The organism is Amycolatopsis sp. lyj-23 (genome assembly GCF_046549135.1).
GTDB lineage: Bacteria > Actinomycetota > Actinomycetes > Mycobacteriales > Pseudonocardiaceae > Amycolatopsis.
Genome location: NZ_JAJPWN010000002.1, coordinates 300615 through 313285 on the forward strand (window position 1 = coordinate 300615; position 12671 = coordinate 313285).

A 12671-nucleotide genomic window follows, 5' to 3' on the forward strand; every position below is an offset into this window, starting at 1 on the left:
GTGCCGGCTCCGCCGGTCGTTCCGAGTGCCGGGGCTCCCGCGCCGGAGCCGCCGTCATCGCTCGGTGCGGTGATGACGGTCGCCGGTCTCGTGGTCGTCGCGGGGGCCGCACGCCTGCTGGGAGGGCGCCGCATGCGGAGCCGGCTGCGCCGAGGTGCGCGGGAGCGGTTCACCGGCCCGAAGTGCTGAGCGCGTGGGCCAGCAGCGGGCCGAGGCGGCGCAGAGCCGCCGGCCCGGTGAGTTCGCCGTGGGCGCAGTCGACGTCATGGGTGGTGATGCGGCCGCCGACGTACGGCTGCCACCGGGCCGGGTCCGCGGGCTCCGGGTTCCGGGAGGCGCGGAAGAACAGCAGGTCGCCGTCGAACACTGCGGACGGCCGTGGCGGCAGCGCGGCCAAGGAGGCCGCGAAGGTGGCCACCAGCGTGCCGGGCTCCGCCGGGAGTTCGTCCGTTGTGGACAGACCGAGCGATCGGCGCAGGACGGCCTCGTCCGGCACGCCGCCGACCTTCGGGGGATACGGGTGCGCGTCCAGAAGCGTGAGCAAGCCGACCCGTTCGCCGGCCTCCCGCAGCCCGGCGGCGGCCGCGTGGGCGAGGTTGCCCCCGAACGACCAGCCGAGCAGCCGGTAACCACCGGGCGAGGAGACCTCGCCGATGCGGGAAACGAGGTCGGCCGCCAGGTCGCCGAACGTCCACCGCCCGTGCCTCCCGGTGGTCAGCAGCGGCGAATCCAGCCCGAGGACCGGGACCTCCGGAGGCAGGTGCCGGGCCAGGTCGAGGTAGACCGAGCTGACGCCGGCGGCCGGGGGCACGCAGAACAGCGGCGGCGCGTCGCCACCGCTGCGCAACGGCGTCACGGCAGGCGCGCCCGTGGTGGCTTCCCCGGCGGAAAGCCGCGCGGCCAGCTCTCGCGGGCTCGGCGCGGCCACGAGCGTCCACAGGTCGATCCGGTGGTCCAGCGATCGCTCGACGTGGCGGGCCAGTTTCGCGGCGAGCAACGAGTGCCCGCCCGCGTCGAAGAAGCTGCTCGCCGGATCGAAGCCGTCCACGCCCAGGACCTCGCCGAACAACGCGCTGAGCCGCCGCTCGAGCGTTTCGTCGCGGACCACCGGAGCCGGGCGCGGAGCCGAACTGGGGACCGAGCTGGGAGCCCGGCCGGGGGCCGGGCGATCCGGCAGCACGAGCGTGCCCAGCGGCAGGCCCGGAACCGCCGCGACCTGGTCGAGAACGGCCTCGAACGAGCGCGCCAGCCACCCCGCGCCGTCGGCGTCGACCAGCGGGATGGCGTACTCCAGCGTTCCGGCGAACCCGGCGGCGGGGTCGCCGGCCTCGACCGCGAAGGTCAGGTCGAACTTGGCGGTTCCGGTCCGCGCGGGTAGCAGACTGCCGACGCAGTCCCCGAACTCCACCGGGGCGGTGGTGTCGTTCCGCAGGAGCAGGGCGATCTGGAACAGCGGGTGCCTGCCGGGCGCGCGAGGCGGGTTGACCGCCTCGACGACCTTCTCGAACGGGACGTCCTGGTGCGCCTGCGCGGCGAGGACGACCGCGCGGGCTCGGTCGAGCAGTGCGGTGAACGGGTCTTCGCCGGTCACGTCGACGCGCAGGACGAGCGTGTTGACGAAGTAGCCGACCAGCGGCTCCAGCGCGGTGTCGGTCCGGCCGGCCACCGGTGCGCCGATCACGATGTCCCGGCCACCGCCGGCGACGTGCAACACCGCGGCCAGGCCCGCGTAGAGCACCATGAACAGCGACGTGCGATGCTCGCGGGCCAGGTCGGCCAGCCGGACGGCGCTCGCCGGTCCGACGTGGAACGGCACCACCGCCCCGTCCGGGACGGGCCGTTCGGGACGCCGTCCGGTGATCGGCAGCGGCACCTCGGCGGGCACGCCGCTCAGCCGGCGGCGCCAGAAGGCCAGCTGGCGCCCGGCCAGGCCGGCCGGATCGGCGGGATCGCCGAGCAGCTCCCGCTGCCACAGCGTGTAGTCCGCATACTGCACGGGCAGTTCGGCGGGCCAGACCGGAGGATGACCCCGTGACCGGGCACGGTAGGCCGTGGCGAGGTCGGCCAGCAGCGGCGCGATGGACCAGCCGTCGGCCACCGCGTGGTGCAGCACCAGCAACAGCCGGCTGGTGCCGTCGGTGAGCACGAACAGCCAGGCCCGCAGCAGCGGCCCGGCCGCGAGGTCGAATCCACCGCGGACGGCGGCGGTGACCAGGCTGTCGACGCTGTCCTCGCTGTCGACCACCCCGGCACCGGCGGGGACGACGCGCAGCGGCGGCCAGTCCGGGGGGCGGGGTTCGAGGATGTGCTGGACCGGCGTGCCTTCCTGCTCGCGGAAGACCGTGCGGAGGATCTCGTGACGATCGAGGACGTCGCCGAGCGCCGCGCGCAGCGGCTCCTCGGCGGGGACGCCGGACAGCGCGAGCTGCAGCGGCACGTGGTAGGTCGCCCCGGCCCGGCCGAGCCGGTGCAGGAACCACAGCCCCTCCTGGCCGTAGGACAGCGGGATCGCTTCGGCGCCGCTCATTCCGGAGCGTCGGAGAAGTCCAGCCGGGTGCCGATCCCGGTCGCCACGGCACGGCGGTGCAGCACCAGTCCCGAGTAGACGTCCTGGGCCGCCAGCCCAAGGGACTTGAACAGCGTCACCTCGTCCGCGGAGCCGCGCCCCGGGTGCCGTCCGGCGAGCACCTCGCCGATCTCCGCCTGGATGCGGTCCATCGCGAAGTGGCCCTCGGCGACGGCGGTGAGGAGATCACCCGCCTCCCGTGCCGCGGATTCGCGGCTGTCGGCGAAGACGCGGCAGCGGCCGACCAGCTCCCCGGTCAGCTCCCGCGCGCCGGGGAAGGAGGAGCCGACCGCGTTCAGGTGGGCGCCGGCGGCGACGTCGGCGGCGGCCAGCACGGGTTCGGCGCCGGCGGTCACGGTGCACACGACGTCCGCGCCGGAGGCCGCTTCGGCCGCGGTCGCGCAGACCTCGACGGGGCAGGTGATCCGCTCGGCGGCCCACTCCGCGAACCGTTCGGCGTTCTCGCGGCGGTGGTTCCACACGAACACCGCCTTCGGCGGCCGGACGATCGCCATCGCTTCCAGGTGCGACCGGGCCTGGACCCCGGATCCGAGGATCGCGAGCGTGCTCGCGTCCGGGCGGGCGAGCGCGTCGGTGGCGGCCGCGGACGCGGCGGCGGTTCGGATGGCGGTGATCGCGGCCCCGCTCGCCAGCGCGCACGGCTGGCCGGTCGCGGGGTCGAAGACCAGCACCAGCCCGGCGTGCACCGGAAGCCCTCGCTCGGCGTTCGCCGGGACGATCGACACGGCCTTGAGCCCGAACCCGTGCTCGCCTTCGCCGACATGGGCGGGCATGACGGCGAGGACGTCGCCCGACGGGGAGCGCACCATGTGCCGGACCGGTTGTTCGACGGCACCGCCGCTGAACGCGCGGAAGGCGGTCCGGATCAGGTCCACCGCGTCCGCCATGGGAAGCAGTGCACGGACCTGGGCGGGGTCGAGCACGATCACGGGTGGTCTCCTCGGTCGGCGGGAACGGGAACGGTGCGCAGTGCGGCCGCGAGGTCGTCGAAGACGACCTCGGCCAGCTCGGCGGGACGCTCCTGCAGGAAGAAGTGGCCGCCCGGGAACAGCCGGGGACCGGTCAGCCGGTCGGCGTAGGCCTGCCAGGTCCCGAGGCTTTCGGCCACGGTGACCGGGTCGTCCACGCCGCCGTACACGGAGACCGGCACGGGTAGCGGCGGCTCGTCTCGGAGCCGGTAGCTGTGGCACAGCGCGAAGTCGGCGCGCAGCACCGGGAGCACCAGCTCGCGGACGTCCGGGTCGGCCAGCAGCTCGGAGGCCGACCCGCCCATTCCGGCGACCTTCGCGCAGAACGTCTCGTCGTCGTCGGTCGTGGCGGGCATCGTCGCCGGCGGGACGCCCTGGACCGGCCAGCACGCGGACGCGACGAACACCGGCGGCCGGGCACCGTCCGCCAGCAGGAACCTGGTGGCGCGGTAGGCGAGCATGGCGCCCATGCTGTGCCCGAAGAGCGCATAGGGAGTGTCCTCTTCGGACAGCCAGCCGGCGATGGCGCGGGCCGCGGTGTCGCAGTCGTCGAACGAGGGCTCGCGGTGGCGGGCCTGCCGTCCCGGCAGGCGGATCGCGCGCAGCTCGGCCCACTCGGGGACGAACGGCGTCCACGGCCGGTACGACGACGCGCCGCCGCCGGCGCAGGGCAGGCCGTACAGCCGGACCCGCGCCGCGGGGCGCGGCTCGAATACCTGGTACCACAACGGGTTGGTGCTCATCCATGGCCCCTTCCGCGGGCGCGTCCGCTCGTCAGATCAGCGACTGCGCGATGGTCTCTTTCATCACTTCGGTCGTGCCGCCGTAGATCGTCCGGACCCGGCTGTCGACGAAGGCCCGGCCCACCGCGAGCTCGTGCGTGTAGCCGTAACCGCCGTGCAGCTGCAGGCAGCGGTCGGTGGTGCGCTGGGCCAGCTCGGTGTTCCACCACTTCACCATCGCGGCTTCGTCGGCCGCGAGCGCGCCGTCGGCGTGCGCAGCGACACAGCGGTCGGTGAACGTCCGGGCCACCGCGAGTTCCGTGGCGAGTTCGGCGAGCACGAAACGGGTGTTCTGGAACGCGGTCAGCGGGCCGCCGGAGACTTCACGGACCCGGCAGTAGGCCACGGTGTCGGCGAACACGCGTTCCGCACCGGCGAGCGCGGACACCGCGATCCACAGCCGTTCCTGCTTGAGGTGCCGCAGCAGGTAACCCATCGCGCGGCCCGGACGGCCGACGACGTTCGCGGCCGGCACGGCGACGTCGTCGAAGACCAGTTCCACGGTGTCGAGCGCGCGCATCCCCAGCTTGTCGATCCGCCTTCCGGTGGCGAAGCCGGTGGCGGTGCGCTCGACGGCGAGCAGCCCGAGGTCCGTGCCGCGCTCGCCGGTGCGGGCCAGCACCAGGACGAGGTCGGCCAGCTCGCCGTGCGAGATGAACGTCTTGCGGCCGGTGAGCCGGAATCCTTCCCCGTCGGGCCGGGCCGCGGTGCGCAGCCGCGTGAGGTCGCTGCCCGCGTCGGGTTCGGTGATGGCGATCGCGGTGATCAGCTCGCCCGAGCAGAACCCGGGCAGCCACCGCGCTCGCTGTCCGGGCGTCGCCAGTTCCTTCAGGTAGGCGCCGACGACTTCGTTGTGCAGCGACAGGGCGGGCGCATGCACCCCGGCCGCGGCGAACTCTTCGGCCAGCACGACGTGGTACCGGTAGTCGTCGGCGCCGCCACCGCCGTGCTCGGCGGGCATGTCCATGCCGAGCAGGCCCTGCTCGCCCGCCGCCCGCCAGACGTCCCGGCCGACCGTCCCGGCGCGTTCCCAGTCCGGGTAGCGGGGCAGCACCTCCCGCTCGAGGAACGTCCGCACCACAGCGCGGAAGTCCTCGTGCGCCACGGTGAACAGCTCACGCCGCATCGAACACCTCCACCCGGCCGTCGGGCGCCAGCACGGACCAGGACGGCATGATGTCGCGGAGCCGGTTCATCATCGCCTGGCAGTAGGCCGCGTTGTGGTCCAGGCTGCGGTGGCGCGGGTAGGGCATCTTGCGGCGGCCGGTGTGGTCGGCCCGGACGCGGCCGGCACCCGCAGGCGCCCCCAGCAGGTCGAGTGCCTCCGCCGACGCTTCCAGTTCGACGGCGTAGCGCGACGCGGACGTGATTTCGAGGTGCCGCAGGGGAAGGGACGGCGGGACGAAGGGCTCGCGGTAGACGTAGGGCCGGGCGAGCAGGTCCAGCTCGAAGGCCGCCTGGCGGCGCGCGGTGTCCAGCCAGCCGTGCTCGCGCAGGAAGTCCCGCAGCAACCGGTCGAGCTCGGCGCGGTGGGAGTGCAGCACGTAGTGCAGGACCTTGCCGGTGTTGTTGATGTCGTAGTTGCGCAGCCCGGACACCGAGTCGGCGAAGAACGCGCAGACCGGGTCGTCGCCGCGGCCGCGGAAGAACTCGGCGGCGGCGGTGAGGAACTCCCCGTAGGAGCAGGTGCCGTCGCGATCGAGCTCCCGCGCGGTGAACTGCGCCGCACGGGCGTTGTAGAGGCTGATCACCGCGTAGGTGAACCAGACCCCCGAGTCGTAGTCGGCCCGGTCGACCCACCGGGTGCCCACCACGACGTCGGCTTCGGCCACCGCGTCGTCGACCCGGACGGTCCGGATACCGAGCACTTCCTGCTGGGCGTGCATGGGGGTGTTGTGCAGCAGGAGCTGGGGGTAGGTGACGATGGCGTCGGCGCCGGAGCGGCAGAGCCGGTCGACGCCGTCGCGGAACGACCCGAGTGTCTCGCCCGGCAGGGGCCAGATCAGCTCGGTGTAGGAGCTGATCCGCTTTTCCTTGAGCTTCGCCTGCAGGGTGACGTAGGTGCTCTCCCTGATGTTGGCCCGCTGGACGATCTCGAGCGTCTCGCCGCTCATGGTCTGCAGCGACACCGGCTGGCTGGCCAGGAGCCCGCCATCGACCAGGATCTCGGTGATTTCGGTGACCCGGTCCGGCCGGTTCTTGGCCGCCTGCATGGAGATCATCATCGGGTAGCCGTTGCGCTGCTTGCACGCGACGAGGTGCCGGGTCAGCTCGACGTCCCGCGGCAGCGCGCCCCAGTTCGCGTCGGCGAGGAACACGCTCTCCACGCCGTGCTCGCTGATCCACGTGAGATCGTCGAGCACCCGGTCCTGGTCCCAGCGGTACACCTTGTCGTTGGTCGCCGCACCCCAGTAGCAGTACGAGCACTTGAAGGGGCAGCCGCGGTTGGTCTCGACCACCGCGAACGTGTAGTCGCCGCCGTCGAAGACGCCCGCGGCGAACGGCGACGGGATTTCGTCGAGGTCGCGGAGCCGGGCGGGTGCTTCGGTGGTCCGGAGGGTGTCTCCGTCGTAGAAGCTGATTCCGGGCACGGCCGTGAAGTCCGGCTTTTCGGCGAGCAGTGCGGCGAGGAACGCCGAGAACGTCTGCTCGCCTTCCCCGTTGCACACCACGACCCGTTCGCGGCCGGACGGCACGTACGTGGCGGCGTGGTTCATCACCTGGGGTCCGCCGAGGACGACGTAGGCGTCCGGACGGCGTTCGAGCAGCCCGTCCAGCAGGCGCTTCATCGCGCGCATGTTCCACAGGTAGCAGCTGAGCGCGTAGACGGCGGAGTCTTCGGCGAGCAGTGCCGCCAGGACGTCCTCCACCGGGGTGCGGGCCGGCTGCGAGACGATGGTGAAGCGGTACGCGGCCGCCACGGCCGGGTCCTGCTGCGCGTAGGCCTGCAGGTAGCCGGAAGCCAGTGGAAGGGTGTTGGGGTACAACGGGAGCTCGACGAAGGTGACCCGCGTGGTGCCGGTGTTCATGCCTGCGCTCCCGCTTCTTCGAGAGCGGCGGCGAGCTCGCTCAGCACCTCGTGCTCGAACAGGTCCTCGGCCCCCAGGCGAAGTCCGCGCCGGCGGGCTTTCGCCGCCACCCGCATCGCCGTCAGCGAGTCGCCGCCGAGGTCGAAGAAGCTGTCGTCGCGGCCGGCGGCGGTGATGGGCAGCACTTCGCACCACAGTTCGGCCAGCAGGCCTTCGAGGCCGGTGAGCGGCCCGGCATCGGACGGCGACTCGTCGTGCGGGCGGAGCGCGGCCAGGGCGGCGCGGTCGATCTTGCCGTGCCCGTTCGTCGGGAAGGCGGCCAGCACGCGCACGCCGGCCGGGGTCAGGTAGTCGGGCAGGACCGCGGCGAGCTCCTTGCGAAGCGCGTTGGGCTCTGGAGGCGCGGCCGAGTCGGCCGGAATGACGTGCAGCACGAGCAGCGCGCTGCCGGAAGCGGGTTCGTGCACGACGGCTACGGCGTCACCCACCGAAGGCAGGGCACGGGCCGCCGACTCCACCTCGCCGGGTTCGATCCGGAACCCGCGCAGCTTGACCTGGCTGTCGGCGCGGCCGACGAATTCCAGCGCGCCACCGGGCAACGGCCGGACCACGTCCCCGGTGCGGTAGAGCCGGGCCGGCCCGCCGGCGAACGGGTCGGCGACGAAGCGGGCCGCGGTCAGTCCCGGCCGGCTCAGGTAGCCCTGGGCGACCCCGCTGCCGCCGAGGTAGAGCTCGCCGGTTCCGCCGGCGGCGACCGGCCGCAGCCGTTCGTCGAGGACGTGCGCCGTGACGCCGGTGAGCGGGACACCGATCGGCGGCGGCCCGGTGGAGGCCCCGGCGGTCGCGAAGTCGTGGCAGGTGGCCAGCATCGCGGTTTCAGTGGGACCGTAGACGTTGTACACGGCGAACGGCAGGTGCGCCGGGGGATCGGCGCGCAGCTGCTCGCCGCCGACGAGGAAGGCCCGCAGCCGGGAACGCGAGGCGTCCCACGGCTGGGCGAGGACCTCGGTGCCGAGCGCGGTGGTCAGGAAGCAGACGGTGATGCGCTCGTCGGTCAGCCACCGGGTCAGTCCCTCGGCCGAGCGCAAGACGCCGTCCGGGGGGATGCAGAGCGTGGCGCCGTGCGCCAGGCACGGCCAGACCTCGAGCGACCAGCCGTCGAACGACGGCCTCGCGAGCTGGGGCATCCGGTCGCCCTCGCCGACGGCGAACCGTTCGCCGTACCAGCGAACGAGGTTCGCCGCCCCGCCGTGGGTCACTTCGACGCCCTTCGGGGTACCGGTCGAGCCGGACGTGTAAGTGACGTAACAGGGTTGCGCGGGCGACGGCTCGTCCGGCGCTACGGCCGTCGTGGCGCCATTCCCCGGCTCCGCCGCGACCAGGAACACCGGCCGGCCGGGCGGCAACCGTGCCGCGCCCGCTTCGTCGGTGAGGACGGCCCGCGCGTCGGCGTCGGCCAGCATCGTGGCCAGCCGCGCGGGCGGTTCGCGCACGTCGAGGCCGACGTAGGTGCCGCCGGCCAGCAGCACGCCGAGCGCCGCGGCGACGAGGTCCGGCGACCGGTCCAGCATCAGCGCGACGCGCTCACCCGGCCGAAGCCCGCTCGCGACGAGCCGCGTCCGGACTGCGTCGGCCTGGCGCACCAGCTCGGCGTAGGTCCAGCTGCCACCTCCGTACTCGACGGCGGCCCGGTCCGGACGCCGTCCGGCCTGGCGCAGGACGGCCCTCGGCACCGGCGGCGGGGCCGCGCGGGACGCCGGCGCGTCGATGTTCCGGTTGTCACCCATCGGTCTCCTCCAGCCCTTCGTTCCCTCGCGGTATCTCCGCGCCCCTCGTCACCAGGCCGTACACCGCGGCAGCCACGGCCAGCGCCGCGCCGCCCGCGACGATCGCGAGCCGCGGGCCCGCGGCTTCGGCCAGCCAGCCCATGGCGAGGCCGCCGACCGGGTAGGCACCCACCACGGCGATCCCGTACAGGGCCATCACGCGCCCTCGCTGACCGGCCGGTACGGACAGCTGCACGGTGCTGTTGGCCAGCGGCAGGAACATCTGCGCGACGAAACCGCAGCACAGCAGCATCGCGGTGAACGTCCAGAAGGTCGGCAGCCGGCCCAGCACCACTTCCCCGAGCCCGAGCAGGCAGGCGATCACGGCGAGCAGGCGCGTGCCCGGCCGGTGCCGCAGGGTGTAGCGGGTGGCGGCCACGGCCCCGCCGAGCGCGCCCGCCGCGAGGACCGACGACAGCAGGCCGAACCCGCCCGCGCCGCGCTGGAACACCTGCGTCGCGACCACCGCGAGGATCGTCACGAAGCTCGTGCCCAGCGCCGACAGGCAGAACACCAGCGTGATCAAAGCGCCGAGGCCCGGGTGCCGCAGCACTTCCCGGTAGCTGTCCCGCAGCGACCTGGTCCGCCGGGAGGGGACCGCCGAGAGGTGCAGCTCGCCGGGGTTCATCCGCAGCAGCGCCAGGACGACCGCACCGAAGCTGACGGCGTCCGCGACGAACAGGGGCCCGGTGCCGGCCACGCTGATCAGCGCGCCGGCCACGGCAGGCCCGGTCACGCGCGCCACGTTGAACACCACCGAGTTCACCGCCACCGCCGTCGCGATCTGCCCCGGCTCGACCATCTCCGACGTGAAAGCCGCCCGCACCGGCGTTTCCACTGCCGACACGGCACCGGCCAGCAGGCACAGCACGAGCACGTGCCACAGCTGGACGACTCCGGTCAGCACCAGCACGCCGCACAGGAGGCTCAGCCCGCCCAGGACCGACCCCGACCACACCAGGAAGCGCCGCCGGGTGACGCGGTCGGCGATGTCCCCGGCCCAGAGCGAGAGCACCAGCGTCGGGCCCCACTGCATCGCCGCGGCCGCGCCGAGGGCGACCGCGTTGCCACCGGACAGGTGCAGGACGAGCCAGTCCTGCGCGATGCGCTGGATCCAGGTACCGGTGATCGAGACGACCTGGCCGAAGGCGAACAGCCGGTAGTTCCGCCGGCGGAACAGCGCGCGCAGTGAGCCGCGGCGGTCCGCGGCGGCCACGGCGGGCCTGGGGGCGTTCACTTGACCGCCGTTCCGACCAGCGCGGGCCGGGGGACCAGGTAGGCCCACTGCCCGTCGGAGGTGCGCTCGAACCGCGGCCGGGCCGGGACGCCGTCCTGCGTGGTGAAGCGGAAGATCTCCTCGGCCCGCCGGGCGGCCCAGGCCGACGCGCCGTCCGGGCCCAGTTCCGCCTCGGCCCTGACGAGGCCGTACATGTCGGTGAGGTAGCGGCCGAGCCGGAGCCGGGCTTCCTCGCGGGTCGGCGCGGTGGTCACGTAGGGGTCGACGATCTCCGTGACGCGGTACCCGCGGAACCCGGCCGCGGCCAGGTGGTCCCCGATCACCGTCCGGGTCAGGTGCGGGTAGCGGTGGCCGGTCGCCGAATACGGGTCGACGACCTCGGCGAACCAGGTGTCCATCGGTGAGCCGACGTCGAAGTCGTGCAGGACGAAGACGCCGCCGGCCCGGAGCACGCGCCGCGCTTCGCGCGCGACTCCGGCCCGCTCGGCCGCGGGGATGTGGTGGGTGCCGTACGCGAGCAGGACGCCGTCGACCGAACAGTCCCGCACGACGAGGTGCTGGGCCTGCTGCAGGACGGCGGGGCTGCCCTGCGCCCACGCCGCCGACACCATGTGGGGTGCGCCGTCGCAGGTGAGGATCTCGGCGTCGATCAGGCCGAACAGGTCGTTGACCTGCCGGACCAGGCCGTTGCCGCCCAGGAGGTCCAGCACCACCGCGTCCGGGTGGCGCACGGCGGGTCCGAAGAGCCCGAGCAGCGCCCGGATGCCGTCCGCGCGGGCGGCGAGCTGGGTCGTCTGGGCCCGGACGTAGGCGCCACCGCGGCCACCGGTGGTTTCCGGCCCGAAGTCGCGCACGCTGCGGTCCAGGGCCGCGGACGCGGTGGTGGTGAGCCGGACCGGGTCCAGGCAGCGGTGCAGCCGCGGGGAGACGGTCCGCAGCGCCGAGGCCTGGGCGTCCAGGTCGGTGCCGTCGACGATCATCGCCTGCGCGGTCACGAAACCGCCTGCCTGGAGACCACGTGGCCGCCCCGCGGCCGCCAGGCGCGCGAGGCGCGGAAGTCGACGTGGACGAAGATCCGGTGCAGCCACCGGTCGGTCCCGTCGTGGCGCGGGGTGAACCGCGACCGGCCGTGGAGCGCGACCCGGTTGTCCACCACGGCGAGATCGCCGGGGGCGAGCACCACGTCGGTGCGGACCTCCGCCAACGCGCCGGACAGCTCGGCGAGTGCGCCGGCCGCCGCGTCGCCGATCGCGTGGGTACTGGTGAAGTCGACGCGGATGCTGGGGTCTTCGACACTGCCGTACAGCACGGCGTGCGGCTCCGCGGCCGTTCCGCCGGGCCCGAACGACGCCGGCGCCTCGGTGACGAACCGCGGTTCCCGCAGCACCTCGACCGCGGTGCCACTGAGCAGCCGGACCGCCCGCCGGATCGAGGCGATCCGCAGCGCGGCCGCGTCGTCGTGGTCGTTGCGCAGGCACAGCAGGCCGATGACGTCCGGCCGGTGCGGGTGGAACGCGTTCTCCACGTGCATGGTCAGCGGCGCGGAGCCGGCGTTGCCCGGGAAGTCGGCCATGCCGGGAACCGGCACGACGTCGTGGACCAGGCTGCCCTGCTTTTCGTCCGCGAAGCCGACCGGCTCGCCGATGCAGAGCGCGAGCGACACCAGGAGCGCCGCGGGCCGCGTCGCGTACAGCTGCAGGCTGTCGTAGCTGCCGGGGGTGGGGGGAAGGGGACCGAGGGGGAGCCCCTTGAGCAGCAGCACCCCGTCCTCGCCGGCGTCGTGCCGGAACCGGCGCAGGGCCCCGCCGACCCGGGGAGGCAGGGCGCACGAGGCGGTCCGCGCGCGGTTCATCCACAGTGGACTCGCCAGCTCGGTGCCGTCGGCGAGCTCGCCGGCCAGGCCGGCCACCGCCTCGGCTTCCTCCGCGGCCAGGTCCACCACCCGGCCGTCGACGAGCATGGTCGTGCGCTCCAGCTCCATAGGGCCCCCCGTCGTTCAGCTCTCTTGCTCGGCCATCGCGCGGACGAGGCTGGCCGGGCGCATGTCGGTCCAGTGGGTTTCGATGTAGTCGAGGCAGTCCTGCCGCGGGCCGGGACCGTGCACGGTCCGCCAGCCGTCGGGCACGGTCGCGAACTGCGGCCACAGCGAGTACTGCTCTTCGTCGTTGATCAGCACCAGGAAGGTGCCGTCCGGGTCGTCGAACGGGTTGGTCGAGTCGGCCATCTGCGGTCCTTTCTCCGA

10 protein-coding genes are annotated in these 12671 nt (G+C 73.6%); all 10 read right to left on the reverse strand.

Going from position 1 to position 12671, the window contains the following annotated elements:
• Window positions 1–169 precede the first annotated feature (169 nt).
• Genes ACLJPY_RS04280 through ACLJPY_RS04325 form a run of 10 tightly spaced genes read right to left on the reverse strand, consistent with a single transcriptional unit; the run spans window position 170 to window position 12653 of the window.
• Window positions 170–2527 (reverse strand): condensation domain-containing protein, encoded by a 2358-nt coding sequence (locus ACLJPY_RS04280; RefSeq protein ID WP_410586684.1) that lies wholly within the window; start codon window positions 2525–2527, stop codon window positions 170–172.
• Entirely contained in the window at window positions 2524–3516 is a 993-nt protein-coding gene (locus tag ACLJPY_RS04285; RefSeq protein WP_410586685.1) for an ornithine cyclodeaminase family protein, read from the reverse strand. The genes ACLJPY_RS04280 and ACLJPY_RS04285 overlap by 4 nt, the downstream gene beginning before the upstream one ends.
• Window positions 3513–4298: a thioesterase II family protein gene (locus tag ACLJPY_RS04290; RefSeq protein WP_410586686.1), complete on the reverse strand. Its 786-nt coding sequence runs from the start codon at window positions 4296–4298 to the stop codon at window positions 3513–3515. Before ACLJPY_RS04290 ends, ACLJPY_RS04285 begins: the two co-directional genes overlap by 4 nt.
• Window positions 4299–4329: 31 nt before the next feature.
• Window positions 4330–5463 (reverse strand): acyl-CoA dehydrogenase family protein, encoded by a 1134-nt coding sequence (locus ACLJPY_RS04295; protein WP_410586687.1) that lies wholly within the window; start codon window positions 5461–5463, stop codon window positions 4330–4332.
• Window positions 5453–7366, reverse strand: coding sequence for a B12-binding domain-containing radical SAM protein (locus ACLJPY_RS04300; RefSeq protein WP_410586688.1), 1914 nt, complete (start codon window positions 7364–7366; stop codon window positions 5453–5455). The genes ACLJPY_RS04295 and ACLJPY_RS04300 overlap by 11 nt, the downstream gene beginning before the upstream one ends.
• A complete protein-coding gene (locus ACLJPY_RS04305) occupies window positions 7363–9153 on the reverse strand; it encodes a non-ribosomal peptide synthetase (RefSeq protein ID WP_410586689.1) in 1791 nt (596 codons plus the stop codon). Before ACLJPY_RS04305 ends, ACLJPY_RS04300 begins: the two co-directional genes overlap by 4 nt.
• Window positions 9146–10429: an MFS transporter gene (locus tag ACLJPY_RS04310; RefSeq protein ID WP_410586690.1), complete on the reverse strand. Its 1284-nt coding sequence runs from the start codon at window positions 10427–10429 to the stop codon at window positions 9146–9148. The genes ACLJPY_RS04305 and ACLJPY_RS04310 overlap by 8 nt, the downstream gene beginning before the upstream one ends.
• Window positions 10426–11424, reverse strand: coding sequence for a class I SAM-dependent methyltransferase (locus ACLJPY_RS04315; RefSeq protein WP_410586691.1), 999 nt, complete (start codon window positions 11422–11424; stop codon window positions 10426–10428). Before ACLJPY_RS04315 ends, ACLJPY_RS04310 begins: the two co-directional genes overlap by 4 nt.
• Window positions 11421–12410, reverse strand: coding sequence for a TauD/TfdA family dioxygenase (locus tag ACLJPY_RS04320; RefSeq protein ID WP_410586692.1), 990 nt, complete (start codon window positions 12408–12410; stop codon window positions 11421–11423). Before ACLJPY_RS04320 ends, ACLJPY_RS04315 begins: the two co-directional genes overlap by 4 nt.
• A gap of 15 nt (window positions 12411–12425) precedes the next feature.
• Window positions 12426–12653, reverse strand: coding sequence for an MbtH family protein (locus ACLJPY_RS04325; RefSeq protein ID WP_410586693.1), 228 nt, complete (start codon window positions 12651–12653; stop codon window positions 12426–12428).
• Window positions 12654–12671: the final 18 nt, after the last annotated feature.

What these genes read in the sequence shown, in the direction of transcription:
- ACLJPY_RS04320 (WP_410586692.1), bottom strand. Translation starts at nt 12,410, where the DNA reads ATGGAGCTGGAGCGCACGACCATGCTCGTCGACGGCCGGGTGGTGGAC.
- ACLJPY_RS04295 (WP_410586687.1), bottom strand. Translation starts at nt 5,463, where the DNA reads ATGCGGCGTGAGCTGTTCACCGTGGCGCACGAGGACTTCCGCGCTGTG.
- ACLJPY_RS04280 (WP_410586684.1), bottom strand. Translation starts at nt 2,527, where the DNA reads ATGAGCGGCGCCGAAGCGATCCCGCTGTCCTACGGCCAGGAGGGGCTG.
- ACLJPY_RS04325 (WP_410586693.1), bottom strand. Translation starts at nt 12,653, where the DNA reads ATGGCCGACTCGACCAACCCGTTCGACGACCCGGACGGCACCTTCCTG.
- ACLJPY_RS04305 (WP_410586689.1), bottom strand. Translation starts at nt 9,153, where the DNA reads ATGGGTGACAACCGGAACATCGACGCGCCGGCGTCCCGCGCGGCCCCG.
- ACLJPY_RS04300 (WP_410586688.1), bottom strand. Translation starts at nt 7,366, where the DNA reads ATGAACACCGGCACCACGCGGGTCACCTTCGTCGAGCTCCCGTTGTAC.
- ACLJPY_RS04290 (WP_410586686.1), bottom strand. Translation starts at nt 4,298, where the DNA reads ATGAGCACCAACCCGTTGTGGTACCAGGTATTCGAGCCGCGCCCCGCG.